Genomic DNA, 25215 nt, shown 5'->3' on the forward strand with positions numbered 1-25215 from the left:
GTACGGGCCTCGGACAGGATGCTGTCTGGCTCACCCAACCCCGGATTGGCGACGGTCCAAATGGTCAGTTCGCCTGCCGGCCGAGAGCGGAGTCGGTCGCGTGAAAATTTTCAGCCACGGTGCTCGGGAAGTCGCCGAGCGCGGTCAGCGCCAGCGCGGCCAGGTCGGCTCGTGCGCTCTGCTGGGACGTCGCGTCGCGCAAGGCAGCCGCGACCGAGTCGCTCTGCAGGGCACCCTCTGGCCAGCGAAATATCCAGTCGGAAAAGCTCAGCTGTGCCGCGGCCCCGGACAGGGTCGTCGACAGGCCGTCCAGCACCGAATCAGTCACCCGCAAAGTCGGCATCAGCATCCCCCGGCTACAAATCGACGTGCCCCCTGCTCGAGCTTAGCGGCGGAAAGCGCTGACCTCGGTGGCTTTGACCGAGAGCCAGACGGTGGAGCCGAGTTGCAGGCCGAGGTCGGCAACGGCGGCGGGGGTGAGTTCGGCGATGACCTCGGGGTCGCCGCTCGTGCGCAGGCGCACGCCGCCGCTGCCGGGCTCGATGCCGGTCACCCGGGCCGACCAGACGTTGCGCGGGCTCGCGTGACGCGGCTGTTCGGTTTGCACGACGACGGATGCCGGGCGAAAGACGGCCGCGGCTGGAACGTTCTGGTCGGCCCCGCCGAGGGTGATGGCGCTCGCCGACGCCGGAGTGCCGGAAGACGCGGGCGTGAGGGCGGCGGCATCCGCTGGGCGAACGTGGAAGATACGGCCGTCGGGGGCGGCGACCGCGCCGTTCTGCACGCTGCCGACTACGAGGTTGACGCCGGCGAGGGCCGCGACGAACGGGTTGCGCGGGGCAGCGAGCACTGCTGCGGTCGTGCCCTCGTCGATGAGGGCCCCGTCGTGCAGCACAGCGACGCGATCGGCGAGCACGACCGCGTCGACGATGTCATGGGTGACGATGATTGCGCTCGTGCCGGTTTCGGCCAGCTGCTCGCGAATGAGCTGGCGCATGAACGGCGCGGTCTCCGCGTCGAGGGCGGCCATGGGTTCGTCGAGCAGGAGCACGCGCGGCCCGGCCGCGAGGGCCCGCGCGAGGGCGACGCGCTGCTGCTGTCCGCCAGAGAGTGCCGCCGGTTTGCTGCCGCCGAAGCCGTTCAGGCCGACGCGGTCGAGCCAGCGGTCGGCCTCTTTTCGGGCCTGGGCGGCGCTCAATTGGGCCTCGCCGACGCACAGCGCGAACGCCACGTTGGATCGGGCGCTGAGGTGCGGAAACAGCAGCGGGTCTTGCCCGAGCAGCCCGATGGCCCGGCGCTCTGGGGCTACGAAGCGGCCGGGGGCGGTGAGCACGGCGCCGTCGATGGTGACCGTGCCGTGGTCGGGCGCGGCGAGGCCGGCGAGCAGATCGAGCACGGTCGATTTGCCCGAGCCGTTCGGTCCGAGCAGCGCCAGCACTTCGCCGGGCGCAAGGGAGAGCTGCACGTCGAGGGTGAACGAGCCGCGAGTGAGCTGCAGGTTCGCCTCGAGCAGGGCGTTGGCGGCGGATTTCCAGAGGGCGGGGGTCATGAGAGCACGCTCGCCCGGCGGGTTCCGACCAGCACGAGGATGATCACGGCGACCGCGATGAGCAGCAACGACAGTGCCACGGCCTGGTCGGTCGTGACGCCAGAACCGTTGAACGCGGTGTAAATGGCAAGGGGCATGGTGCGCGTGACTCCGGCCTGGTTGCCAGCGAACAGAGCGGTCGCGCCGAATTCGCCGAGGGCGCGGGCAAAGCTCAATACCGTGCCGGCGAGCAGGCCGGGACCGACGAGCGGCAGCGTGATGCGTGCGAAGACGGTGCCGCGATGGGCGCCGAGGGTGGCGGCGACGCGTTCGTAACGCACGCCGGCGGTGCGCAGCGCACCCTCGACCGCGATCACGAGAAAAGGGAGCGCCACAAAAGTTTGCGCGATCACGACCGCGGTCGTCGTGAACGGAATGCGCAGCCCGGCGAGCTCAAGGGTGTTGCCGAGCACACCATTGCGACCGAGAAGGGAGAGCAGTGCGATGCCGCCGACGAGGGGCGGCAGCACGAGCGGCACGGTGACGAGTGCCCGCAGCACGCCGGCCAGGCGCGGTCTGGAACGGGCGATGACGACGGCGAGCGGCACTCCGAGCAGCAGGCAGAGCACGGTCGAAACGGATGCCGTCGCGAGCGAGAGTCCCAGCGGCTGCAGGGCTTCCGGCGAGAGGAGCAGGGCGGGCAGGCTGGGCCAGTCGACCTTGAGCAGGAGTCCGGCGAGCGGAAGCACGAGCAGAGCGAGGCCGATGCTCGCGGGCACATAGAGCAGGCGCGGGATCATGCGCTCGCCCTCCGGTGCGGCCTGCGCGAGTGCGCGCTCCGGGTCCGGTACGTAACGGACGGGGCCCGGGCCCCGTCCACGGGCCCAGTTTCTAAACTGGGCCCGTGGCCACAAGGTGGGCCCGGTGTCCCGCGGATGCTTGGGCGGCAGGGCAGAAGAACCCTCACGGAGCGAGAAAACCGTGGGCGGCCAGCACGGCCTGCCCGGCGGGCGAGAGCACGAGGTCGACGAAGGCCTGGGCGGTCTCAGCGTGCGCACTCTCCTTGACGACGGCGATCGGATAGTGCCCGACGACCGCGTCCGCTCCGGCCGGGGTCACGCCCTCGATGCGGCCGGGGTTCGCGGCGACGTCCGTCGCGTAGACGAGGCCGGCATCCGCTTCGCCGCTGGCGACCTTAGTGACGACAGCCGTCACATTCTGCTCCTCACTCGCGGGCGTGAGAATGACCCCAGCATTGGCGAGCAGGGTAGCGGATGCCGCCCCACACGGCACCTGCGCCGCGCACAGCACGGTGATCACACCGGAGCGGGCGAGATCTTCGAGGTTCTCGATGCCCAGCGGGTTGCCGGGGGCAACCGCGATGCGAAGCGTGTTGCCGGCGAATAGGGTGGCCGGGCCGGTGAGCCCGCCGTCGGCCAGCGGCTGCATGTTCTTCTGGTCGGCGCTCGCGAACACGTCGGCGGGCGCGCCGGCCTCGATCTGGGTAGCGAGGGTGGAGGATCCGTCGTAGGTGACCTGCACGTCGACGCCCGGGTTCTGCTTCTCCAGCAGGGTGGCGAGCTCGTCGAAGGCCGGGTTGAGGGAGGCGGCCGCGTAGACACTGAGGGTTTGGTCTGCGGTCGCGCTGGCAGCGGCGATATTCGGGGCGGTTGACGGCGCGCAGCCGGTGAGGGCCAGGGCGAGCACGGCCAGGGCGGCGAGGGACAGGCGGGTCACAGCATCCGTCCCGGAGTTTCGACGATCACGTTGGTGGCCTTGATCACGGCCACGCTGAGCGAGCCGATCTCGAGGCCGAGTTCGCGCACGGCCTCGCTCGACATGAGCGAGACGACGCGATGCGGGCCACACTGCAACTCGACCTGGGCCATGACCGTGTCCGTGGTGATGGCGGTGACGATGCCGACAAACCGGTTGCGGGCGCTGCGGCCCACTGTGGACGGGTCGGTCGGGGTGCTTGCCTGGTCGACGGCGAAGGCGGCGAGCGCGGCTCCATCGACGGCGAGACGACCGGATGCGTCGGCATCCGCGGCGAGACGGCCACCGTCTACCCAGCGTCGCACGGTGTCATCGCTGACACCGAGCAACTCGGCGGCCTCACTGATCCGATATTGCGTCATAAATGGCACAATAGCACCGCATCTGCGGTTTGGGCAGCCTGTCTGTTGAACGGTGTCCCCCGGCGCCCGTGGCTACTTCAGGAAATCCCGGTCGAACCTGCCACGTTGACGCTGCATGGGCTCATCCGGCCGACGATTTCCTGATTTAGCCACCGAGGCATCCGTCATAACTCCTGCAAATTGCTCGCCGGGGCTCTCGACTACCGCTGAAACAGGGGCATGTCGGCTCGGGCCTCGAGAAATTGCAGGAGTTATGCCGGTGGAACACCGATGAACGGATGCGGGTGGCCGCGAGGCCCCGCAGCGCCTAGCGTTAAGCCATGGCTATTCCTCCCCTTGTTGAGCCCGTTGATCAGCTCAGCGCGTCCGAATCCGCGCGTACTGCCCGGCAGCGTCGCCTCCCCCAGCTCAATGAACTCGGCCAGCGCCGCCTCGCCAACGCCCGGGTGCTCGTGCTCGGCGCCGGCGGGCTCGGCTCGCCCGCCCTGCTCTACCTGGCCGCGGCCGGCGTCGGCACCATCGGCATCGTCGACGGCGACGACGTGGAACCCAGCAACCTGCAGCGTCAAATTGCCCACGGGCAAGCGGATGTCGGCCGCCCGAAGGTAGACAGCGCCGCCGAGCGCATCATTGAGATCGCCCCCGAGACCAGGGTCGTTCGGCACGCCGAACGCCTCGTCGCGGCCAACGCAGCCGAGATCATCGGCGGCTACGACGTGGTCATCGATGGCACCGACAACTTTCCGACCCGGTTCCTCGTGAACGACACCTGCGCGCGGCTCAGGCTGCCGCTGGTGTGGGCATCCGTTTTGCGATTCGACGCCCAGCTCTCGGTGTTCTGGGCCACTCCGCCGGAGGGTTCCGGCGTGACCGGTGTGCACCTGCGCGATCTGTTTCCCACGCCGCCAGCCGCGGGCGAAGTGCCGAACTGCGCCGACGCGGGTGTGCTCGGCGCGCTGTGTGGCCAGGTCGGGTCGCTCATGGCGACCGAAACCATCAAGCTCATCACCGGGATCGGCTCGCCGCTGATTGGCCGCGTACTCGTGATCGACGCGTTGTCGGGCCGGTTCAGCGAGATTCCGTTGCTCGGGACCGGCATTGCCGCCGAGCCGACCGCTGCCGAACGAGCCGCCGAACAAGCCGAGGAAGCCGCTCGAGTGGCGATGACCAGCACCCCCGAGGTCACCAGCGTCGAGCTCGTCGACCGCCTCGTCGCCCAGGGCGCCGGTACCGACAACTTTCTCGTCGTGGACGTGCGCGAGCCGAGCGAATTCGCTGAAAGCTCGATTCCCACGGCCCGACTGTTGCCGCTCGGCGAACTGTTGACGGACGGCGTACTGTCGGCCAGCGGCCGCGCCGCGCTGCCGACGGACATGCCGCTGATTGTGCACTGCCACGCTGGCGGTCGGGCAGCGCGGGCCGCGAACGCCCTGCGTGAGGCCGGATTCGCCGATGTGTCGGTGTTCACCGGAGGGATCCTCGCCTGGGATGACCTCGTCACCGCCGGGCGAGCTCCCGGATTCGGTAGTCGCTGGGCCGCGCCAGAGCCCGCCCCGGCCGGGCGGCACGCCTCGGCGCGCGACGACGCTGGCAGTGCCAGCCAGTCCGACAGCCTGGTCTGAGCGGTGACCGACAACGAACGACACGCCGCCTCCTCGGAAGCTCCAGCTTCGACCGACGCGACTGGCTCCTCCGATTCACACGAGGTCAGGTCTGGCGATCACGCGGGGGCCGCACACCGTCACGCTGGACCCGACGAGGCATCCGATTCACGCGAGGTCACGTCCGGCCATCGAGAGAACGATCACGCACACCCCGACCGAGCGGATGCCTGTGCCCCCGCCGCGACCGCGCGCACCGTTTCCGAGCAACTCGCGGTCGTGCTCGGCAGCGTGGCTCCGCTGCTGCCCGTGCGGGTCGAGCTCGACGCCGCCCGCGGGCTGGTGCTGGCCGAAGACGTGCTCACGGTGACCGACACGCCTCCGTTCGACAACTCCGCGATGGACGGCTACGCCGTCATCCGCGCTGACCTGCTCAGGGCATCCGCTCAGAATCCGATCACCCTGCCGGTCGTCGCCGATCTCGCTGCCGGCACCGCAGAGAACCCACGCCTCGTTCCCGGGCAGGTGGCGCGCATCATGACGGGCGCGCCAATTCCCGATGGAGCGGATGCCGTCGTACCGATCGAAGACACCGACCAGGGCACCGAACTGGTCACGATCGTGCGGGCGCCCGATGTCGCAGCTCACGTGCGTCGTGCCGGCGAAGACGCCCACGCGGGCGATCGGGTGCTGCGCGCGGGCAGCGTGCTCTGGCCCACCCGGGTCGCCGCAGCGGCGAGCGCCGGAACCCGCTCTGTGCTCGTGCATCCAGCGCCGCGCGTAGCCGTCATCTCGACCGGGAGCGAACTCGTCACCCCCGGCAGCCCGACCCGTCGCGGCCAGATTCCCGATTCCAACTCCTTTCTGCTCTCGGCGGCCGTCGCTGAGGCCGGCGGTATTCCCGTGCGGATCGGCGCCGTGCCCGACGACGACGACGTGCTGCGCGCCCTGCTGACCGAGCTGGCCGGCACGGTCGACGTGATCGTGCTCTCCGGCGGTGTGAGCGTCGGAGCGTACGACGTGGTCAAAGCCGTACTGAAACCGCTCGGCACTGTGGATTTCGGCCCGGTCAAGATGCAACCCGGCAAGCCACAGGGCTTCGGACGCTGGCCCGCCACGGGCGACGTGCCCGGACCGCTCATCTTCGCCCTGCCCGGCAACCCGGTGAGCGCGTACGTGTCCTTCGAGGTGTTCGTGCGGCCGGCGCTGCGGCGTCTGCTCGGCCACGGCCTGGCTGACCCGATCGACCCAGCAGACGAAACGGCGACCGCACCGAACGACGGGGCCATGCGCACCGACACCGAGGCTCATACCGTCGGGACCACTGCCACGTCGCTGGACCAACCGTCACCAGACCACCCGGCCCTGCATCGCCGCACGATCACGGCCACCGTCGCCGACGGCTGGAACTCGCCGCCCGGACGCGCCCAGTACATGCCCGTGATCGTGACGCACCGAACCGTGATCGAGCATGCACCCGCCGTCATCACCGCCGAGGGGAGCACGAGTGCCAGCACCGGCAGCATCCGCTCCGAAGTACGCCCGGCCTCCCGCGGAGGGTCGGGTTCGCACCTCGTCGCCGGCCTGGCGCAGGCCAACGGACTCGCCATCGTGCCCGAAGACACGACTCACATTCGCGGCGGCGACCGCATCACTGTCATGCTGACATCATGACGCACACCACCGACACGGCCGGCGCGACCGTTCCCGCTCAGCTGTTCACCCACCTCGACTCGGCCGGACAGGCCCGCATGGTCGACGTGACCAACAAAGTTCCCACCGTGCGCAGCGCCACCGCCGCCGGCTTCGTGCGCTGCGGCCCGACCGTGATCGCGGCCCTCCGTGACGGCACCGCGCCCAAGGGCGACGTGCTCGCCGTGGCCCGCATCGCCGGAATCCAGGGCGCCAAGAAGACCGCCGACCTGCTCCCCCTCGCCCACGTGATCGGCGTGCACGGCGCCGTCGTCGACCTCGTCGTCGAGGATGACCGGGTGAGCATCACAGCCACAGTGCGCACCGCTGACCGCACCGGTGTCGAGATGGAGGCATTCACCGCCGTCTCGGTCGCCGCCCTCGCCGTGGTTGACATGGTCAAGGGCCTCGACAAATCGGTCACGATCGAGAACGTGCGCCTGCTCGCCAAGAGCGGCGGCAAGAGCGGCGACTGGCTGCGCGCGTGACCCTGCCGGCGTCTGCTCCTGCGTTGATGACGCATTTCTTCGCCCAAAACGGATGCCCCGCACCCGCCACCACCGTGAGCGCGCCCGAAACGGTTGGCCGCGACGCCGGTTACCGTAGCGCGCACCAGTATCGGGCGCGGCCATCCGCTCGCCAAGCCTCATGACTGTACAACCCGACCTGATCGTACTCGCGGGCGGCCGCGGCACCCGCCTCGGCGGCGCATTCAAGCCGGCGGTCGAGGTGGCCGGACGCACGCTCCTCTCCCGCGTGCTCGACGCCCGTCCCCTCGCCCGCCACACGGTCGTGGTCGGCCCGCCCAGTGCTCGGGCCGCCGCGACGCAAGCCCCCACCGCGCCGACACCGGACTCCGCAATCATCTGGGCGCTGGAAGACCCGCCATATGGCGGACCGGTCGCTGGCATCGCGGCCGGACTCGCCGCACAGGGGGCACAGGGCGAGCAACATTTCGACGAACCGGCCGATTGGCTGCTCGTGCTCGCCTGCGACCTGCCCCGGGGAGCGGATGCCGCGCGCCTGCTGGTTGCGGCAGCATCCGCTTTCGAGAGCATCGGGGAGCAGTGCGACGGTGTGCATCTCATCGACAGCAGCGGCCACGCCCAGTGGCTCGCCGGGATCTATCGCGGCACCGCCCTGCGCGCTGCTGTGGCAAGCCTGGGCGACCGCGTCGACGGCGCCAGCATGCGGCAGCTGCTCGCCGGACTCAACCTCAAGGGACTGCTCGACGAATCCGGAGCCGGAATCGACGTGGACACGTGGCAGGATGTTGAGAGAAGTTCCGCACGTCTCACCGAGATTCAGCCCAACCCGAGGAGTGACCCCCAATGAGCTCAACACCGCTGCCTCCCGAAGCGCTCGACGGCTGGCTCACGGCACTCGCCGATCGGCTCCAGCTTGACCCGGCCGACGTTCCCGTCGGCGATCTGCTCGACGTCGCCCGCGACGTCGCCCACAATGTGGCGCGGCCGGCCGCACCGCTCAGCACTTTTCTGATCGGGCTCGCCGCCGCGAAGAACGGTGGAACCGGAGCCGACATTGAAGCCGCCTGCGCCGCCGCGAGCGAACTCGCCCGCGACTGGGCACCCGAGAAACTGTGATGGCGACCCTGCGCTTCTTCGCCGGAGCTGCCGAAGCCGCCCAGACGGAGACGGCCACGCTCGAGGCTGGCACGATCGGCGAACTCCGCGCCGAGCTCGGCGAGCGCTACGGCAACGAGTTCGTGCGCGTGCTCCGGCTGTGTTCCCTGCTCGTGAACGGTACGCGCGCCACGGATGACGCGGTCCCGCTCGCGCCCACCGACGCGGTCGACGTGCTGCCGCCCTTCGCCGGCGGCTGAGCACCGTTCACAACCGCGGAGATTTCCGCTGAATGCCCCTGATCGCGCGCTGAATCGGCCGATTTCGCGCAGGTCTCCGCAGTTCTGCACACCCACCCGGCTACAAACGCTACAAACCGACCCAGGAATGCGTTCCGTCGACCTCATACTGCTTCTTCCAGATCGGAACCTCAGCCTTCACGGCCTCGACCAGGCTCTCGCAGGCCGCGAAAGCGACGCCGCGGTGCGCACTCGCGACCGCCGCCACCAGGGCCAGGTCGCCGACGTCGAGGTGTCCGATACGGTGGCTGACCGCCAAAACCACGAGCGGATGCTGCGCCCGCATCCTTTCCGCGATTTCGCCGATAATGCGCTCAGCGTCGGGGTGCGCGCTGTAATCGAGGCCCGTAACGCGGCCGGTGGCATCCGGGTCGTGGTCGCGCACCTGGCCGATGAAGGTCACGACTGCGCCGTGCGACCGGCCCGATACGGCCGAAATGTGCTCGCTGACGTCTAGGCGTGATTCGGTCACCCGGGCGAAGCCGAGCCCTGCCGCATCTGAGTTACCCGAGAGGTCCGAGGTGCCAGCGCCCATCAGTGGTCTCCTCCGTCGAGCTGATCGATGACGTGCCGCACCAGCGGCGCGAGAATGGCCACACCGTCGCGCACCGCGCCCACCGAACCGGGCAGGTTCACGACCAGCGCGCCGTTGTTGCCGACCGAATCGGCGATGCCGGCGATGCCGCGGGAGAGCACGGCGGTAGGGATCGTCGCGACGCTGACGGCGCGCATCCGCTCGGAGATGCCCGGCAGAATCGTGTGCAGCAGCGTGGCAGTGCCCTCGGGGGTGAGGTCGCGCGACGAGACCCCGGTGCCGCCGGTTGTCACGACGAGGCGAGCGCCGTGGCCGAGCGCGCCCGAGATCGCCCCGGCCACGCTCTCAATGCCGTCGGGCACTACGCGTGGTGGCCCGCAGGGAATGCCAACCTCCCCCAGCGCATCGACGGCGGCCGGGCCTGATTTATCTTCGCGTTCGCCGCGCGAACAGCGATCAGACACGGTGATCACGACGGCCCCGAGTTCGGCCCCGAGCTTGAGCTGAGTTTTCACCGTTCCACAGTACCGCGGCGAGCGGATGCCGCCCCCCGGCGACCGCAGACAGGGTCGCATTGGACGACGGCGATCTCGACACGCTCGATCAACGGGTGGCGGCACCAGCAGATGGGTCACGGCACGTATTGGGGAACGTGGCACTGGTTTGAACACGTGCCAACGGAGCGAACGAGTGCCACGAGCGGTCGCAGCGGGGCCCACGCCAGCCATCGGCATCCGTTGGAATCATTTGTCACGGTGTTTGCCCAATGCACCCCGAAGCCCGAACGAACAAGCTGGTTGCGAACCGGGCGGCCTGCCCGACAACCAGCCGAGGAAAACATGTCAACCGTCTCACCCCCACGCGTCACGTCCACGCTGAAGCCGGACCTCTCCAACTGGGATCCGGAGAAGGAGGAAACGTGGGATTCCCATCTCGCCTGGCGCACCCTGTGGATCACTACCTTCAGCATGACCCTCGGCTTCGCGGCCTGGTACCTGGTCAGCGCGATCGCCCCGCGGCTAAATGACATCGGCTTCGACCTGAGCACCAGCCAGCTGTACTGGCTCGTCGCGTTGCCCGGCCTCGCTGCCGGCCTGCTGCGGCTCGTCTTCATGTTCTTGCCGCCGATTCTCGGCACCCGGGTGCTCGTCGCCCTGTCCAGCGCACTGCTGTTGCTGCCGATGATCGGCTGGACCCTCGTCGCCCGCGACGTCTCCACCCCCTACTGGGTGTTGCTCGCGCTGTCGTTCGCGGCCGGTATCGGAGGAGGCAGCTTCTCCGGTTTTATGGCTTCGACCAGCTATTTCTTCCCGAAGCGCCTGGCCGGAACCGCCCTCGGTCTGCAGGCGGGCCTCGGCAACTTCGGCATCGGCCTGATTCAGCTGCTCACCCCGTGGGTGGTCGGTTTCGGTCTGCTCGGCACCGCCGCCCTCACCCCGGAGAGCGACTCGAACGGCGAACTGGTCTGGCTGCACAACGGCGGACTCGTGCTCATTCCCTGGGTGATCCTCGCGGTCATTCTCGCCCTGCTCTTTCTGAAGCGCGTGCCGATCAAGGCCAACTTTCGTCAGCAGCTCGACATCTTCAAGGTCAAGCACAACTGGATCATGACCGCCATCTACCTCATGAGTTTCGGCGCCTTCAGCGGCCTGGCCGCGCAGATGGGCCTGATCATTCTCAACGTCTACGGCGACTTTCCGGATGCACCCAACCCGCTCGCCTTCGCCTTCATCGGCCCGGTGGTCGGCGCCCTCGTGCGCGCGGCCTGCGGCCCGCTCTGTGACCGGTTCGGCGGCGCCATCTTCACGTTCATCGGCGGCGCGGGCATGACGGTCGGCACGATCGTCACGGTGTTCTTTCTCACTCCGACGAGTGTTGACGAGTTCTACGGTTTTCTCACCGGCATGATCATCATCTTCTTCTTCTCCGGACTGGCCAACGCCGGAACGTTCAAGCAGATGCCGATGATCTTCCCCAAGCGCCAGGCCGGCGGCGCGATCGGCTGGACCGCTGCGATCGCCGCCTTCGGACCGTTCATCGTGGGCATGGCCCTCACCGCCATGAGCCCGACCGCCTTCTTTATCGGCTGCTCGGCGTTCTGCGTGCTCTGCACCGGCCTGGCCTGGTTCTACTACGCGCGCCCCGGCGCGCCCAACCCGAGCTGACGCTCGACGCCCACCCGAGGCCCCCTCCTCCTCCAGCGGGGGGCCTCGGGTCTTTTCATGCCCGCCGGGGTTCATACTGAAAGGAGGAGGTCAACGATGAGCAGATCTGACGAACCGATCGGCGGCGACCCGGTCTGCTGGCTTGAGCAAGTCTGCCCCGAGTGCGGCGCCTACGTTTCCGGCGAGCTCCCCGCGGCCTGCTGGCGCTGCGACACCGTGGTCTCGCCGTCGTGACCGGGGGCATCCACTTTTAGACGGATGCTTCCCCGCCGCCTGCGCAAACCGTCCTCCACCCGGCAACTCGCGTCACGACTGAGTTCCCCGGGTACGATTGCACCGCCCCCCAGCGGGCAAACTCTCGTACAGTCAAGAGCACACCTCCGAGGAAGGACCAGTCATGGCGGGCCAGCAGATTTTTGTCATCGTGGGAGCAGCGCTTGCGGGGGCCAGCGCTGCCCGAGCCTTGCGCGAGGAAGGCTTCGACGGGGAGATTCACTTGATCGGAGCCGAAGAGCACCCGCCATATATTCGTCCGCCGCTGTCGAAGGATTATCTGGCCGGCACGGCCGAACGCGACTCAGTCTTCGTGCAGAGTGCGAGTTGGTATCCCGACCATGAGGTGCAGCTGCACTCCGGCACCCGCGCGGTGAGCCTCGACCTCGGCGCGCACCTGCTCGACACCGACGACGGCGCGCAACTGAGCTACGACCGACTGCTCCTGACCACCGGCTCCCGGCCGCGACGCCTGACGGTGCCGGGTGCAAACCTCGGCGGGGTGCACTACCTGCGCACCCTCGACCACTCCGACCTGCTGCACTCCGTTCTGGCTGACGGCGGCAAGCGGCTCGTCGTCGTGGGATCCGGCTGGATCGGCATGGAGGTCGCCGCGACCGCCCGCACACTCGGCAACGAGGTCACCATCCTGGAACGCGGCCCGGTACCGCTTGCTGCGGCTCTCGGCGACGAGCTCGGCGATATGTTCGCGAGCCTGCACGAGCGCAACGGAGTGGTCATCCGCCGCTCCGTGACCGTCGACGGCCTGGTCGGAATGGATGGCCGGGTGACCGGAGTGCTCCTGGCCGGCGGCGAAACCGTGCCGGCCGACCTCGTTCTGGTGGGCATCGGTGCGGTTCCAAACGTCGAACTCGCCCAGAAGGCCGGGCTCGCGGTCGACAATGGAATCCTGGTCAGCGCGAGCCTGAAAACCAGCGATCCCCACGTGTTCGCGGCGGGCGATGTGGCCAACGCGGAGCATCCGCTCATCAAAGCGCGACTGCGCAGTGAGCACTGGGCGAACGCCCTGAACGGCGGTCCGGCTGCGGCCCGAGCCATGCTCGGCCAGAGCGTTTCGTTCGATGCCATTCCCTACTTCTACACCGACCAGTTCGACCTCGGCATGGAATATTCCGGATTCGGCATATTGGCCGACGGCGCCGAGCTGGTCTACCGCGGCAACCGGGATTCCCGCGAGTTCATCGTGTTCTGGCAGCAGGCCGGCCGCGTCGTCGCGGGCATGAACGTCAACGTCTGGGACGTCAATGACACCGTTCAGGCTCTGATTCGTCGGGACGAGCCGGTCGATCCTGCTCGCCTCGCCGACGAGTCGATCCCCCTCGACCAGGTCTAGCGGCCCTGGCTCACGACGGCGGCAAGCGGATGCCCACGCACCAGCCGTGAGGGGGCGCAAATCGACCTTTTACGGCCGGTTTTAGATCGATTTGCGCCCCCTCGGTCCCCACCCAGCGCGGGTGAGCTAGACCCGAGCTTCGGCCCGCTCAGTCGGCGTAGATTCGATGGAGACGTCCGAATCGTCCTTAAAGGGCTGAGAGGTTCGCGGGGCGTTGTACAGCGTCTCGTCGAGGATGCCCTGGCGCTTGGCCACGATCGTGGGCACGAGGGCCTGTCCCGCCACGTTCACGGCGGTGCGACCCATGTCGATGAGCGGATCGATGGCCAGCAGAAGGCCAACCCCGGCCAACGGCAGACCCAGCGTTGACAGGGTCAGCGTCAGCATGACGACGGCGCCAGTGGTGCCGGCCGTGGCGGCAGAACCCAATACGGAGACCAAAACGATAAGAAGGTACTGGGTGAAGTCCAGCTGAATTCCGAAGAACTGTGCCACAAAGATGGCGGCGACGGCGGGGTAGATAGCCGCGCAACCATCCATCTTGGTCGTCGCTCCCAGCGGAACAGCAAAGGATGCATATCCGCGCGGTACGCCCATGCTGCGCTCCGTGACGCGCTGCGTCAGCGGAAGGGTACCGATGGATGAGCGCGACACGAAGCCCAGCTGAACGGCCGGCCAGACACCGGAGTAGTACTGCTTGACGGACAGACCGTGAGACTTGATCAGCACCGGGTAGACCACGAACAGCACCAGGATCAGGCCAATGTAGATGGTGACTGCGAACTTGCCGAGCGATCCCATGGTGTCCCAGCCGTAGACCGCGACGGCATTACCAATCAGGCCGATCGTGCCGAGCGGCGCGATGCGAATAATCCACCACAGCACCTTTTGAATGACCGCGAGGGCTGACGCATTGAGATTCAGGAATGGTTCGGCAGCTTTACCCACCTTCAACGCGGCAATGCCCACCACGATGGCGATGACGAGAATCTGCAACACGTTGAAGTTGACGGTGGTGCTCGCGACGCCATCAACGACGGAGGTATTGGCGCCGAGTCCGAGGAAGTTCTTCGGGAAGAGCCCGGTCAAAAATGCCCACCAGTCCCCGGTCTTGCCGGAGTATTCGGCATTCTCGGTGATGCCCGTTCCTGCTCCCGGTCGCACCAGAACGCCCAGCCCGATGCCGATCAGAACCGCAATCAGCGCGGTGATAGCAAACCAGAGAAGCGTGTTCCAGGCCAGCTTCGCCGCGTTCGACACTTCGCGCAGGTTCGCAATGGAACTGACCACGGCCGTGAAGATGAGCGGTACGACGGCAGCCTGCAGCAGCGAGACGTAGCTCGACCCGATAATTTTCAGGGTCGCACCGAGACCGTTGGGATTCGCTTCGGTACTGCCGGTGTATTTTGCCACGAGTCCGAGGCCCAGACCGATGATGAGAGCAGCGATGATCTGAACGCCGAACGAGCGCACCCATTTGGGAAATCTGCTGCCGCGGGTACTGACGGGAACTACTGAAGTCACTGGTTCGACACTTTCTATTGTCATTCGTGAGTCACGCTGACGCCCCCGGTCCCGCGAGACGGGAGCCCCTTGAGATTCCACCGCCGCGTGCAGACGCCTTTATCCCCAAGGCTGGAACGGGGCCCAGTATTCCTTCCAGCGGAATGTGACCTCGTGTGTCTACTTCTCCTGCAGGTATTCGGCGAGCACCCGCGCATGGTTCACCCGCGGGTCCTTGGCTCCGTAGATCAAGGTCGTCACGCCGGCCGCGGCGAGCGCACGAAGCTGCACGACGGCCGCCTGGGTCTCGGTATTGCCGTCTAGTTCAGCGCGGTAGCGCACGGCGAACTCGTCCATGCGCTTCGGGTCGTGCTTCCACCAGGTGCGGAGCGCCGGTGACGGTGCGACCTCTTTCAACCACTCATCAAGGTCGGCGCTCTCCTTGGAGACACCGCGCGGCCAGAGTCGATCAACCAACACCCGGCATCCGTCGTCAGTGGATGCCTCTTCGTAAGCTCTCTTTATACGCACCATCAGAACAGGTTACTTTCGTAACCGCTCCAGCGGACTCTCGCTCTTCTCCCAGCCGCGACGCGGGGCCCGCGACCCGGCGCCGCGGGGGTCATCGCGCGAGCGGTAGACCACGTAGGGGCGCACGAGGTAGCCGAGCGGCGCCGAGAACACGTGCACCAGCCGGGTGAACGGCCAGAGCAGAAACAGCGTCGTGGCGGTGAGTACGTGCAGCTGAAAGAAGAACGGCACGTCGCTCATGAGCGCGGGGTCGGGCTGAAAGCTGTACAGCGAGCGGATCCACGGGGAGATCGACCCGCGATAGTCGTAGCCGCCGCCAAAGATTTGATAGAGCACGGTGGCGGTCGTGCCGAACAAGATGGTGCTGGCCAGGAACACGTACATGACCTTGTCCATCACGGTGGTGACGAGCAGCACCCGTTTGGTGAGGCGGCGCCGATAGATCAAGATGGTCAGCCCGGCCACGGTGAGCACGGCCGCGAAAGTGCCGAGCCAGGTGGCGCCGAGGTGGTACAGATGCTCGGTCACGCCGAAGAATTCCAGCCACGGCTTGGGAATGAACAGGCCAACGACGTGCCCGCCGATCACCATGAGAATGCCGTAGTGGAACATGGGCGATCCCCAGCGCAGCAGGCGGTTCTCGTAGGTCTGGCTCGACCGCGAGGTCCAGCCGAACTGGTCGTAACGGTAGCGCAGCAGGTGCCCCACCACGAACACGCCAGAGGCGGCGTAGGGAAAGGCCACCCAGAGCAAGTAATCCCAGGCGGTCATCGGCTGACATCCTCGTTGGCGTGCGCGGAAAACGGTTTCAGATTGCCGAGGTAGGTCATGCCGACCGTCTCGGTCGGCGGCCCCTCGTTGACGAGGTTGAGGTAGCGTTCCCGGGTCTCGTCGTCGATCAGCGGCAGCGACAGGCACACCGCCTCCACCAGCTGGGCGTAGGGGCTGTCGACCTTCTCCAGGGCGGAGCGCAGCACCTCGATGCCGTCACGATGCGCCGCGAGCAGCTCCTGCGCGATTGGCGAGTCGGACAGCGCCGAGAACTCAAGCACCATCGGCAGGTAGTCGGGCAGTTCGTCGGCGTCAACCTGCCAGCCGGCCGCCCGATAGGCCTCGACGAATCGCACGAGTGCCATTCCGCGGCGGCGCGTATCGCCCGCCGCGTAGTAGGTGAGGTACGGGCAGCACTTGCGTTTCAGGTCGAAGGTCGCGGTGAAGTGCGTTTCGAGCTGCTGCTCATTCCAGCCGGCGATCCCCGTGAAGAACGCATCGAACGCGGCCCGCAGTGGGTCGGGCAGGCCAACAACGCCTGAACGCACCAGTGAAAACTGCCGCTGCCGCTCCGGAGTGGGATAGTCCAGCAGAATCGAGGCCGCCATATGCGCGATGACCCCCTGATCCGCCGTCAACGGCACGGCGGCGATGAACCGCGGGGCCACCTTCGGCGCCCGAAAGCCGAAGTTCACCCGCGCAGCGAGTGCCGCGGGGAGACGGGTGGCGGTGCTCATGCCGCACTCCCGGCATCCGCTACCGGCGGGAACATGCCCTTGGGCACCCCACCACCGTTCCAGTTGAGCAGGTTGACCCGGCCCGGAGTGGTCGGCGCGGTCGGGCTGGCGCGCCCGGTCATCTCGTTGTAGTTGTCGACCGTGGCGCCAAGCGGCATGCCGACGGTGTTGCCGTAGGGGCCGCTGTGCCCGGCAGCGCCCGGCCCGCCCATACCGGGGCCGCCGTCGGTGTCGAGCGAGCAGCCGAGTTCTTCGAGCTCCCGCGCGGTCTCCACGTGCGCCTTCGGAATGACGTAGCGGTCTTCGTACTTGGCGATCGCGAGCAGGCGATACATGGCCTGGATGCTCTCCCCGGTCATTCCGACCGCGTTCGGGATGCGCTCGTCGGGCTCGTTACCGAGGTTGAGGTCGCGCATATACGCCCGCATCGCGGCGAGCTTGCGCAGTGACAGTTCGACCGGAACGACGTCGCCGGCCGAGAACAGTCCGGCGAGGTATTCCACCGGAATGCGCAGCTTGTCGATCGCGGCGAACAGGGTGCGGGCGTCTTCGCCGTCGCTGCCGGAGTTGCTGACTACGTCGACGACCGGCGAGAGCGGCGGGATGTACCAGACCATCGGCATGGTGCGGTATTCCGGGTGCAGCGGCAGGGCGATCTCGTACTCGGAGATGAGCTTGTAGATGGGGCTGTTCTGAGCCGCTTCGATCCAGTCGTCGGCCATGCCCTCCGCCTTGGCTGCGGCGATGACCTCGGGGTCGAACGGGTCGAGAAAGCAGGCACGCTGCGCATCGAGCAGGTCCTGATCGTTTTCGATCGAGGCTGCTGCGAGTACGGCATCGGCGTCGTAGAGCATGAGGCCCAGATAACGCAGACGTCCGACACAGGTTTCGGAGCAGATGGTGGGCTTGCCCTGCTCGATCAACGGGTAGCAGAGCGTGCACTTCTCGGCCTTGCCCGTTTTGTGATTGAAGTACACCTTCTTATAGGGGCAGGCGCTGACGCACATGCGCCAGCCGCGGCATCCGTCTTCGTCCACGAGCACGATGCCGTCTTCTTCACGCTTGTACATGGCACCGGAGGGGCAGGCGGCGACGCACGCGGGGTTGAGGCAGTGCTCGCAGATGCGCGGCAGGTAGAACATGAAGGTCTCTTCGAACTCCATCTTCACGTGCTCGCTCATCGTGGCGAGAATGGGGTCTTGGGCGGCCGTTTCCTGCGAGCCGCCGAGGTTGTCGTCCCAGTTGCCCGACCACTTGATGTCCATGTTCTGGCCGGTAAGCAGCGACTTCGGGCGCGCGACCGGGCTCTGCGTACCGGCCGGCGCTGTGGTGAGCATGTCGTAGTCGTAGGTCCACGGCTCGTAGTAATCGTCGATCTGCGGCAGGTTGGGGTTGTTGAAGATCTGCGAGAGCTTCTTCAGCCGCCCGCCGGCCTTGAGCTGCAGGCGGCCGCGCTTACCCAGCACCCAGCCGCCCTTCCACTTCTCCTGGTTTTCGTATTCGCGCGGGTAGCCGATGCCGGGCCGCGTCTCTACGTTGTTGAACCAGGCGTATTCGACGCCGGTGCGGTTGGTCCAGACCTGCTTGCAGGTGACCGAACAGGTGTGACACCCGATGCACTTGTCGAGGTTCATGATCATCGACATCTGGGCCATGACACGCATTAGTAGTCCACTTTCTGGCTGCGACGACGAATCACGGTGACCTCGTCGCGTTGGTTCCCGGTGGGTCCGAGGTAGTTGAAGGCGAACGACAGCTGGGCGTAGCCGCCGATCAGATGAGACGGTTTCAAGAGGATGCGCGTGAGCGAGTTGTTGGTTCCGCCGCGCATACCGCTGGTTTCGGCGACCGGCACGTTGATGGTGCGATCCTTCGCGTGGTACATGTACACCGTCCCCTCCGGCATGCGGTGCGACACGATAGCCCGCGCCACGACGACACCGTTGCGGTTGTACGACTCGATCCATTCGTTGTCGCGCACGCCGATCTTGTCGGCGTCCTGCGGGCTCATCCAGATGGTCGGGCCGCCGCGGGAGAGCGAGAGCATGAGCAGGTTGTCCTGGTATTCGGAGTGGATCGACCACTTCGAGTGCGGCGTCAGGTAGCGCACGGCAACCTCGGCATGACCGGCAGAGCCTGTCGCCCCGGCGCTGGAGACGCTGGTGGCGCCGACGATCGAGTCGTCGAACAGGCGGTGCATGTCGAGCGGCGGCCGAAAGATGGGCAGCTGCTCGCCAAGCTCGATCATCCAGTCGTGGTCGAGGTAGAAGTGCTGGCGACCGGTGAGGGTATGCCAGGGCTTCAAATGTTCGACGTTGATGGTGAAGGCGCTGTAACGGCGACCACCGTGCTCTGAACCCGACCATTCCGGGGAGGTGAGCACCGGAACCGGCGCACCCTGCACATCCGGGTAGCTGAAGCGTCGACCCTCGTTGTCGCTGGCCAGCTGGGCGAGCTTCACGCCGGTGCGTTCCTCGAGCTGCCGAAAACCCTGCGTGCCAAGGCGGCCGTTGGTGGTCCCAGAGAGGGCGAGCACCATTTCGCAAGCGTGGATCGCGGTCGACAGGCGCGGGCGGCCGGCGGCGGGTCCGCTCGGCACGAGACCGTTCTTCTTGCCGAGGTAGGCGACCTCGACGTCGGGGTTGAACTTGACGCCCTTGGTGACCATTCCGAGCTTTTTGGTGAGCGGCCCGAGCGCGCCGAGCTGTGCGGCGAACGCCGGGTAGTCGCGTTCGACCACGACGAGCTTCGGCATGGTGACCCCGGGAATGAGCGGCTGGTCGCTGCGCACGGTGCCGTGCGGGGTAGCCATGCCGTCGGGGGTGTCGTGCTGCAGGGGAGCCGCGACCAGGTCTTTGCGCACGCCGAGGTGCTTGACCGACATCTCCGAAATCTTCGCGGCGAGCACGTGAAAGATGTCGAAGTCGGTCTTGGCCTGCCACGGCGGAGCGATCGCGGGGTTGAACGAGTGAATGAACGGATGCATGTCCGTCGTCGACAGGTCATTCTTCTCGTACCAGGTGGCCGGCGGCAACACGACATCGCTGTAGATCGTCGTCGACGTCATGCGGAAGTCGCTTGTGACGAGCAGGTCGAGCTTTCCTTCCGGCGCGCTTTCGTGCCATTTCATGGTCTTCGGGCGGCGAGCCGGCATCGATTCCACGGCGCGCACAGCGGACGGCGCCCCGAGCAGGTGCTTGAGAAAGTACTCGTTGCCCTTGCCCGAGGAGCCGAGCACGTTGGCCCGCCACACGACGAGCACGCGGGGAAAGTTCTCGGGGGCGTCGGGGTCTTCACAGGAGAACTCGAGCGAGCCGTCCTTCAGCGAGTCGACGACGTATTCGGCGGGCTCTACGCCCGCGGCCGCGGCGTCGTCGACGAGGTCGAGCGAGTTGCGGTTGAAGGTGGGGTAGCTCGGCATCCAGCCGCGTTTGGCCGAATCGACCATGGTGTCCGCGGTGGTGCGTCCCTTGAATATCCCGGTGCCGAGCGGGCTCGCGAGGGTGTCGGCGCTCAACCCGTCGTAGCGCCACTGGTCGGTGGCGAGGTAGAAGAAGCCGGTGCCGATCATCTGGCGCGGCGGGCGCACCCAGTCCAGGCCGAAGGCGTACTGGCCGTAGCCGGTGAGCGGGCGCACCTTTTCCTGGCCGACGTAGTGGGCCCAGCCGCCGCCGTTCACGCCCTGGCAGCCGGTCATGGTGGTGAGCGCGAGAAAGGCGCGGTAGATGGTGTCGGAGTGGAACCAGTGATTGGTACCGGCGCCCATCAGAATCATCGAACGCCCCTCGGAGTCCTCAGCGTTCTGCGCGAATTCGCGGCCGATGCGGGCGGCGGCCTGCCACGGCACGGAGGTGATCTCCTCCTGCCAGGCGGGGGTGCCGGGGGTGGAGGCGTCGTCGTAGCCGGTGGGCCACTCGCCCGGCAGGCCCGGGCGGCCGACGCCGTACTGCGCGAGCAGCAGGTCGAACACCGTCGTCACTAACACACCGGCGACGACGCGCACCGGCACGCCGCGGCGCACGATGCCGGCGGCACCGGCGTGGCGCTCACCGACGCTGTCAGCACCCGGCGTGATGTCAAAGCGGGGCAGGTCGATCGCGACGGATGCACCGTCGTAGTCCGGGGCATCCGCTATGGAGAGCAGCGGATCGCGGCCCTCGAGGTCGAGGTTCCACTTGCCTTTGTCGGCCTCGCTGAACCGGTGGCCGATCGAACCGTTCGGCACGAACGCCTCGCCGTTCTCGTCGAGCATCACTGTCTTGAAGGCTGCACTCGAAACGGATGCGTCGGTTCCGGGCAGCGCGTCAGCCGTCAGAAATTTGCCGGGAACCCAGGCATCCTGGCGCGGGGTGAGGGCGATCAGGTACGACGAGTCGCTGAACTTTTTCATGTACCGGGCGAAACGCGGGGTGCGGCGATCGACCAGGAACTCTTTCAGAATGACGTGGCCCATGGCCAGGGCGAGGGCGCCGTCGGTGCCGGGGTGCACGGCCAGCCACTCGTCGGCGAACTTGGAGTTGTCGGCGTAGTCGGGCGAGACCGTGATGACCTTCTGGCCGCGGTAGCGGGCCTCGACCATGAAGTGTGCGTCGGGGGTGCGGGTGACGGGAACGTTGGAGCCCCACATGATGAGGTAGCTGGAGTTCCACCAGTCGGCCGATTCCGGCACGTCGGTCTGGTCGCCGAACACCTGCGGGCTCGCCACCGGCAGGTCGGCGTACCAGTCGTAGAACGAGAGCATGGTGCCGCCGAGCAGCGAGATGAATCGGTTGCCAACGCCCTGCGACACGATCGACATGGCCGGAATCGGGCTGAAGCCGACGACCCGGTCTGGCCCGTACTGCTTGATGGTGTGCACGTGGGCGGCGGCGACGATCTCGGCCGCTTCGTCCCAACTGGCGCGCACCAGACCGCCCTGGCCGCGGGCGCTCTTGTACTGGCGGGCGGTGTCTGGATTGCCGGTGATCTCGGCCCAAGCCAGCACCGGGTCGCCGAGACGGGCCTTGGCCTCGCGGAACAGGTTCAGCAGCACACCGCGCACGTAGGGGTAGCGCACCCGGGTGGGCGAGTAGGTGTACCAGCTGAAGGCGGCGCCGCGGGGGCAGCCGCGAGGCTCATATTCGGGTGAATCCGGGCCGACGCTCGGGTAGTCAGTCTGCTGGGTTTCCCAGGTGATGATGCCGTCCTTGACGTACACCTTCCAGGAACAGCTGCCGGTGCAGTTCACGCCGTGGGTCGAGCGCACCTCTTTGTCGTGGGTCCAGCGGTCACGGTAGAACGTATCGGCGCCGCGACCGCCGGTCTTGAACACACTGCGCAGGTCTTCGCTGGTTTCTGAGCTGCGCAGAAAGCGACCGAGCTTGATCAGCGAGTCGGCGACCGGGCCGTCGGTGCCGGGCTTACTGGTGGTGCTGGTTGTTCCTGTGCGCGTTTTCACGGCTGCCCCTTGCCTGCCGGGGAATACCGCAGTGGCACTCACCCTCAGAACGAGCTAAGCCGCTGCCTTCGAGGCCGACAACCGCAAACCACCGGTAATAATGTTTTACCCCGGTTCGCGAGAGCGCAAAAAGTGCCCGTTCGAGGTGTCCAATCGGGCACTTTTTGCGCTCTCGCGTTCAGCGGGAAGGGGAGCAACGTCGATCACGCAGAGGCGTGGGGCGTCGATGAGGTTCAGGCCGATCGCGCGCAGCGGGCCGTCGGCCTGTTCGAGCACGCCCTGGATCAGGCGATAGTGCACTCCGCAGACCTCCGGGTGGTCCTTGACCATCTCGGAGTACGGGCAGTCGCGCAAGTTGAGCTGTTCGCCGCTTGCGGCGACGCTCGCGTCGAAGCCGGCCTGGTCGAGATGGTCGTCGAGGGCATCGAGCTGCCGCTGGGCGGCCGGACCGGAGCAACCGGCCAACGCGCTCTGGCCTACGGGCAGAACGGGCAGCATCCGTCGCAGCTGGTCGGCGCGCTCCTGCGCGGCCTCGATCTTGCGAGCGCGAATAGACCCGAGCTCGGTACTTACCCCGCCGGCAGCGTTGTAGAGCATCTTCGGGCGACCCTTGCTGTCACGGGCTTCGGGCGCACAGGTGACGAACCCGTCGTTGATCAGCCGGTCGAGGTGTTCGCGGGCGGTGTTGGGGTGCAGGCCGGCGGCTTCGGCGAGGTCATTCACCGTCATCGTTCCGCGGCTTTGCAGCTGGTAGAGCAGGTTCATGCGGCTCAGACTGGCGAGCGTTTTGTAACTCGGGGGTTGGGCGGCCATGACTCCATTATGTGCCCCCATTTTGGGCGGCCGCAGAATTCTCGAATTCACCCCAACTCTCCCGTAGATCCTTCCGCTGACCGCTTAGAAAGGAAACTATTCAGCACAAAGTAATAGTCTTAACAAACGAAACACGCAGGAAGTGGGACCACATGGCGGCAAAAGCCCGCACGCGACCGAAGGCAGTAGTCGAGTCAACGGGTGGTGAACCCGCTGACACCCTGCGTGACTATTACGAACGGATGTCGCTGGTGCGGGCCTTCGAGCTGCGCTCCAGCGAGATGTACGCCCGGGCAAAGATCGGCGGTTACTGCCACCTGAACCTCGGCGAAGAAGCCACCGTGGTCGGCCTGATGGCTGCCATCGAGGCCCGTGACTACCTGTTCACCGGCTACCGCGACCACGGCTACGCGCTGCTCCGCGGCCTTGCCCCCGAACGCGTCATGGCCGAGCTGTTCGGCAAAGTCACCGGCGTCTCCGGCGGACGCGGCGGCTCGATGCACCTGTTCGACGAAGAAACGCGCCTGTTCGGCGGCTACGGCATCGTCGGCGGGCAGCTTCCTCCGGCCACCGGCGCGGCTCTCGCCTTGAAAACCCAGGAAACGGCAGGGCCCGACGCTGCGGCAGTGATGTGCCTGCTCGGCGATGGCACCACCAACATCGGCGCGTTCCACGAATCGCTCAACCTGGCCGGCCTGTGGAAGCTGCCGATCGTCTACGTGATCGTCAACAACGGCCTCGGCATGGGAACGACGGTGGAGAAGGCATCCGCTGAACCCGAGCTGTACAAGCGCGGCGCGTCGTACCGTATGCCCGGCATTCGGGTCGACGGCGACGACGTGCTCGCGGTGCGCGACGCCGCCCGAGACGCCCTCAAGCAGGCCCGCGAGCAGCGTCAGCCGGTGCTGCTCGAGGTCATGTGCTACCGGCTGCGCGGCCATTCCGTGGTCGATCCGGCCCGCTACCGCTCGCCCGAAGACACGACGATCGCCCAGCAGTCCGACCCGGTGCCGAGCTTTCGCGCCGAGCTGATCGCTTCCGGCGTGCTCACTGAAGCGGATGCCGCCGCTATCGACGAGGCCGCCGACCTGCGCGTCTCCGAGGCGGTCGTTTTCGCCGACGAGAGCCCTGAACCCGACGTGGCCGACCTGTTCAAATATGTTTACGCAACCCCGGTGGCGAATGCGCCATCCGCTTTGCCCGGAGAACCCGTTATGGACGCACTGTGAATACCAACGTAGAGTCAACAACCCGCACGATCACCTACCGCCAGGCCCTCAACGAGACGCTGCGAGCCGAGCTCGAACGCGATGAGAAGGTCTTTCTGGTCGGCGAAGAGATCGGGGTGTTCGAGGGGTCCTACAAGATCACCGCCGGGCTGCTCGAAGACTTCGGACCCGAGCGGGTGCTCGACGCCCCGATCGCCGAAGAGGGATTCGTGGGAGCAGCCCTCGGCGCCGCGATGCTCGGCATGCGGCCGGTGGTCGAGATTATGACCATCAACTTCAGCCTCATCGCGATCGATCAGATCGTGAACCATGCCGCCAAGATGCGGTCGATGTTCGCCGGTCAGGTCTCCATTCCGCTGGTGATTCGCATGCCCGGCGGCGGTGGCCAGCAACTGGCCGCGACCCACTCGCAAAACCTCGAGGTCTGGTACGCGCACATTCCCGGCCTCAAGGTGGTCGCCCCATCGACCCCGGCCGACGCGAAGGCGCTGCTCACCGCGGCCATTCGCGACGACGACCCGGTGATCTTTCTGGAAAACCTGTCGCTGTACAGTGCGAAGGGCGAAGTGCCTGACGGCGAACAGGTCGCCGAGATCGGCAAGGCCGCCGTCGTTGCGACCGGCACCGACCTCACCATCGTGAGCTACTCGCGTGGCACCACGACCGCCCTCGAAGTGGCGCGTCAACTCGAAGCCGAGGGCCTCTCGATCGAGGTCGTCGACCTGCGCAGTCTGCGCCCGCTCGACCGCGACACCATCTGCGCCTCCGTTCGCAAAACCGGCCACGCCGTGGTCTTCGAAGACGACTGGCTCAGCTACGGCATCGGCGCCGAGATCTCGGCGACCATCGGCGAGGGCGTGTTCGATTTTCTCGACGCCCCCGTGCGTCGCGTCGCCGCCGCCGAGGTGCCGTTGCCCTACGCCAAAGCCCTCGAGAAGGCCGCGCTGCCCAGCGCAGCCGACCTTGCCAAGGTCGTGCGCGAGGTTCTCAACATTTCATCTACCCCGAACGACAAGTAGGAGCCGG

The 25215-nt window shown here is 66.9% G+C and carries 25 protein-coding genes; 11 read left to right on the forward strand and 14 right to left on the reverse strand.

Annotation, left to right across the window (positions count from 1 at the left end):
• Positions 1-64 precede the first annotated feature (64 nt).
• From BLS91_RS08655 to BLS91_RS08675, 5 genes are all read right to left on the reverse strand, one after another.
• On the reverse strand, positions 65-328 hold the full coding sequence (locus BLS91_RS08655; RefSeq protein WP_134505135.1) for a hypothetical protein: 264 nt from the start codon (positions 326-328) through the stop codon (positions 65-67).
• A 57-nt stretch (positions 329-385) separates the two neighbouring features.
• The gene (locus BLS91_RS08660; RefSeq protein WP_092340331.1) at positions 386-1549 is read right to left on the reverse strand and encodes a sulfate/molybdate ABC transporter ATP-binding protein; all 1164 of its coding nucleotides are present in this window, start codon (positions 1547-1549) and stop codon (positions 386-388) included.
• Complete coding sequence (locus BLS91_RS08665) at positions 1546-2328, reverse strand: ABC transporter permease (RefSeq protein ID WP_092340332.1); 783 nt, start codon at positions 2326-2328, stop codon at positions 1546-1548. Before BLS91_RS08665 ends, BLS91_RS08660 begins: the two co-directional genes overlap by 4 nt.
• Positions 2329-2491: 163 nt before the next feature.
• Positions 2492-3265, reverse strand: coding sequence for a molybdate ABC transporter substrate-binding protein (gene modA, locus BLS91_RS08670; protein WP_092340333.1), 774 nt, complete (start codon positions 3263-3265; stop codon positions 2492-2494).
• The gene (locus tag BLS91_RS08675) at positions 3262-3666 is read right to left on the reverse strand and encodes a TOBE domain-containing protein (protein WP_092340334.1); all 405 of its coding nucleotides are present in this window, start codon (positions 3664-3666) and stop codon (positions 3262-3264) included. Before BLS91_RS08675 ends, modA begins: the two co-directional genes overlap by 4 nt.
• A gap of 320 nt (positions 3667-3986) precedes the next feature.
• On the opposite strand from BLS91_RS08675, the gene BLS91_RS08680 reads away from it, so the two are divergent.
• The 6 genes from BLS91_RS08680 (at position 3987) to BLS91_RS08705 (ending at position 8802) form a co-directional block, all read left to right on the forward strand.
• Positions 3987-5288, forward strand: a complete 1302-nt coding sequence (locus BLS91_RS08680; RefSeq protein ID WP_092340335.1) for a ThiF family adenylyltransferase — start codon at positions 3987-3989, stop codon at positions 5286-5288.
• Between the two features lie 3 nt (positions 5289-5291).
• Positions 5292-6941: a molybdopterin molybdotransferase MoeA gene (locus tag BLS91_RS08685; protein ID WP_092340336.1), complete on the forward strand. Its 1650-nt coding sequence runs from the start codon at positions 5292-5294 to the stop codon at positions 6939-6941.
• Complete coding sequence (gene moaC / locus BLS91_RS08690; RefSeq protein WP_092340337.1) at positions 6938-7447, forward strand: cyclic pyranopterin monophosphate synthase MoaC; 510 nt, start codon at positions 6938-6940, stop codon at positions 7445-7447. The genes BLS91_RS08685 and moaC overlap by 4 nt, the downstream gene beginning before the upstream one ends.
• Before the next feature lie 160 nt (positions 7448-7607).
• A complete protein-coding gene (gene mobA, locus BLS91_RS08695; protein WP_092340338.1) occupies positions 7608-8294 on the forward strand; it encodes a molybdenum cofactor guanylyltransferase in 687 nt (228 codons plus the stop codon).
• Positions 8291-8563 carry a DUF6457 domain-containing protein gene (locus BLS91_RS08700; RefSeq protein WP_092340339.1) on the forward strand — a complete coding sequence of 91 codons (273 nt, stop codon included), beginning with the start codon at positions 8291-8293 and terminating at the stop codon, positions 8561-8563. The genes mobA and BLS91_RS08700 overlap by 4 nt, the downstream gene beginning before the upstream one ends.
• On the forward strand, positions 8563-8802 hold the full coding sequence (locus tag BLS91_RS08705) for a MoaD/ThiS family protein (protein ID WP_092340340.1): 240 nt from the start codon (positions 8563-8565) through the stop codon (positions 8800-8802). The genes BLS91_RS08700 and BLS91_RS08705 overlap by 1 nt, the downstream gene beginning before the upstream one ends.
• Before the next feature lie 109 nt (positions 8803-8911).
• Here BLS91_RS08705 and BLS91_RS08710 read toward each other — a convergent pair whose 3' ends face one another.
• Entirely contained in the window at positions 8912-9376 is a 465-nt protein-coding gene (locus tag BLS91_RS08710; RefSeq protein WP_092340341.1) for a molybdenum cofactor biosynthesis protein MoaE, read from the reverse strand.
• On the reverse strand, positions 9376-9891 hold the full coding sequence (locus tag BLS91_RS08715; RefSeq protein WP_233197454.1) for a MogA/MoaB family molybdenum cofactor biosynthesis protein: 516 nt from the start codon (positions 9889-9891) through the stop codon (positions 9376-9378). The genes BLS91_RS08710 and BLS91_RS08715 overlap by 1 nt, the downstream gene beginning before the upstream one ends.
• 324 nt (positions 9892-10215) lie before the next feature.
• Between BLS91_RS08715 and BLS91_RS08720 the strand changes: the two genes are divergently transcribed.
• The 3 genes from BLS91_RS08720 (at position 10216) to BLS91_RS08725 (ending at position 13168) form a co-directional block, all read left to right on the forward strand.
• Positions 10216-11541, forward strand: coding sequence for an MFS transporter (locus BLS91_RS08720; protein ID WP_092340343.1), 1326 nt, complete (start codon positions 10216-10218; stop codon positions 11539-11541).
• A 96-nt stretch (positions 11542-11637) separates the two neighbouring features.
• A complete protein-coding gene (locus BLS91_RS20190; RefSeq protein ID WP_167552427.1) occupies positions 11638-11775 on the forward strand; it encodes a hypothetical protein in 138 nt (45 codons plus the stop codon).
• Positions 11776-11938: 163 nt separating this feature from the next.
• Entirely contained in the window at positions 11939-13168 is a 1230-nt protein-coding gene (locus BLS91_RS08725) for an NAD(P)/FAD-dependent oxidoreductase (RefSeq protein ID WP_092340344.1), read from the forward strand.
• A gap of 126 nt (positions 13169-13294) precedes the next feature.
• On the opposite strand, the gene BLS91_RS08730 is transcribed toward BLS91_RS08725, so the two are convergent.
• The 7 genes from BLS91_RS08730 to BLS91_RS08760 form a co-directional block, all read right to left on the reverse strand.
• On the reverse strand, positions 13295-14716 hold the full coding sequence (locus BLS91_RS08730) for a dicarboxylate/amino acid:cation symporter (protein WP_092340345.1): 1422 nt from the start codon (positions 14714-14716) through the stop codon (positions 13295-13297).
• Between the two features lie 135 nt (positions 14717-14851).
• On the reverse strand, positions 14852-15205 hold the full coding sequence (locus BLS91_RS08735) for a DUF488 domain-containing protein (RefSeq protein WP_092340346.1): 354 nt from the start codon (positions 15203-15205) through the stop codon (positions 14852-14854).
• A 9-nt stretch (positions 15206-15214) separates the two neighbouring features.
• Positions 15215-15973 (reverse strand): respiratory nitrate reductase subunit gamma, encoded by a 759-nt coding sequence (gene narI, locus BLS91_RS08740; protein ID WP_092340347.1) that lies wholly within the window; start codon positions 15971-15973, stop codon positions 15215-15217.
• Entirely contained in the window at positions 15970-16710 is a 741-nt protein-coding gene (gene narJ / locus BLS91_RS08745) for a nitrate reductase molybdenum cofactor assembly chaperone (protein WP_241982995.1), read from the reverse strand. Before narJ ends, narI begins: the two co-directional genes overlap by 4 nt.
• Entirely contained in the window at positions 16707-18374 is a 1668-nt protein-coding gene (gene narH / locus BLS91_RS08750) for a nitrate reductase subunit beta (RefSeq protein ID WP_092340348.1), read from the reverse strand. The genes narJ and narH overlap by 4 nt, the downstream gene beginning before the upstream one ends.
• Positions 18374-22147, reverse strand: a complete 3774-nt coding sequence (locus tag BLS91_RS08755; RefSeq protein WP_092340349.1) for a nitrate reductase subunit alpha — start codon at positions 22145-22147, stop codon at positions 18374-18376. Before BLS91_RS08755 ends, narH begins: the two co-directional genes overlap by 1 nt.
• 105 nt (positions 22148-22252) lie before the next feature.
• A complete protein-coding gene (locus BLS91_RS08760) occupies positions 22253-22960 on the reverse strand; it encodes a helix-turn-helix transcriptional regulator (protein WP_159433843.1) in 708 nt (235 codons plus the stop codon).
• A gap of 152 nt (positions 22961-23112) precedes the next feature.
• On the opposite strand from BLS91_RS08760, the gene pdhA reads away from it, so the two are divergent.
• Positions 23113-24189: a pyruvate dehydrogenase (acetyl-transferring) E1 component subunit alpha gene (gene pdhA / locus BLS91_RS08765; RefSeq protein ID WP_092340351.1), complete on the forward strand. Its 1077-nt coding sequence runs from the start codon at positions 23113-23115 to the stop codon at positions 24187-24189.
• Complete coding sequence (locus tag BLS91_RS08770; RefSeq protein ID WP_241982994.1) at positions 24186-25208, forward strand: alpha-ketoacid dehydrogenase subunit beta; 1023 nt, start codon at positions 24186-24188, stop codon at positions 25206-25208. The genes pdhA and BLS91_RS08770 overlap by 4 nt, the downstream gene beginning before the upstream one ends.
• Positions 25209-25215 lie beyond the last annotated feature (7 nt).

Source organism: Cryobacterium flavum (assembly GCF_900103805.1).
Taxonomy (GTDB): Bacteria; Actinomycetota; Actinomycetes; order Actinomycetales; family Microbacteriaceae; genus Cryobacterium; species Cryobacterium flavum.

What these genes read in the sequence shown, in the direction of transcription:
- BLS91_RS08660 (WP_092340331.1), bottom strand. Translation starts at nt 1,549, where the DNA reads ATGACCCCCGCCCTCTGGAAATCCGCCGCCAACGCCCTGCTCGAGGCG.
- BLS91_RS08665 (WP_092340332.1), bottom strand. Translation starts at nt 2,328, where the DNA reads ATGATCCCGCGCCTGCTCTATGTGCCCGCGAGCATCGGCCTCGCTCTG.
- BLS91_RS08675 (WP_092340334.1), bottom strand. Translation starts at nt 3,666, where the DNA reads ATGACGCAATATCGGATCAGTGAGGCCGCCGAGTTGCTCGGTGTCAGC.
- BLS91_RS08680 (WP_092340335.1), top strand. Translation starts at nt 3,987, where the DNA reads ATGGCTATTCCTCCCCTTGTTGAGCCCGTTGATCAGCTCAGCGCGTCC.
- moaC (WP_092340337.1), top strand. Translation starts at nt 6,938, where the DNA reads ATGACGCACACCACCGACACGGCCGGCGCGACCGTTCCCGCTCAGCTG.
- mobA (WP_092340338.1), top strand. Translation starts at nt 7,608, where the DNA reads ATGACTGTACAACCCGACCTGATCGTACTCGCGGGCGGCCGCGGCACC.
- BLS91_RS08700 (WP_092340339.1), top strand. Translation starts at nt 8,291, where the DNA reads ATGAGCTCAACACCGCTGCCTCCCGAAGCGCTCGACGGCTGGCTCACG.
- BLS91_RS08705 (WP_092340340.1), top strand. Translation starts at nt 8,563, where the DNA reads ATGGCGACCCTGCGCTTCTTCGCCGGAGCTGCCGAAGCCGCCCAGACG.
- BLS91_RS08710 (WP_092340341.1), bottom strand. Translation starts at nt 9,376, where the DNA reads ATGGGCGCTGGCACCTCGGACCTCTCGGGTAACTCAGATGCGGCAGGG.
- BLS91_RS08720 (WP_092340343.1), top strand. Translation starts at nt 10,216, where the DNA reads ATGTCAACCGTCTCACCCCCACGCGTCACGTCCACGCTGAAGCCGGAC.
- BLS91_RS20190 (WP_167552427.1), top strand. Translation starts at nt 11,638, where the DNA reads ATGAGCAGATCTGACGAACCGATCGGCGGCGACCCGGTCTGCTGGCTT.
- BLS91_RS08725 (WP_092340344.1), top strand. Translation starts at nt 11,939, where the DNA reads ATGGCGGGCCAGCAGATTTTTGTCATCGTGGGAGCAGCGCTTGCGGGG.
- BLS91_RS08730 (WP_092340345.1), bottom strand. Translation starts at nt 14,716, where the DNA reads ATGACAATAGAAAGTGTCGAACCAGTGACTTCAGTAGTTCCCGTCAGT.
- BLS91_RS08735 (WP_092340346.1), bottom strand. Translation starts at nt 15,205, where the DNA reads ATGGTGCGTATAAAGAGAGCTTACGAAGAGGCATCCACTGACGACGGA.
- narI (WP_092340347.1), bottom strand. Translation starts at nt 15,973, where the DNA reads ATGACCGCCTGGGATTACTTGCTCTGGGTGGCCTTTCCCTACGCCGCC.
- narJ (WP_241982995.1), bottom strand. Translation starts at nt 16,710, where the DNA reads ATGAGCACCGCCACCCGTCTCCCCGCGGCACTCGCTGCGCGGGTGAAC.
- narH (WP_092340348.1), bottom strand. Translation starts at nt 18,374, where the DNA reads ATGCGTGTCATGGCCCAGATGTCGATGATCATGAACCTCGACAAGTGC.
- BLS91_RS08760 (WP_159433843.1), bottom strand. Translation starts at nt 22,960, where the DNA reads ATGGCCGCCCAACCCCCGAGTTACAAAACGCTCGCCAGTCTGAGCCGC.
- pdhA (WP_092340351.1), top strand. Translation starts at nt 23,113, where the DNA reads ATGGCGGCAAAAGCCCGCACGCGACCGAAGGCAGTAGTCGAGTCAACG.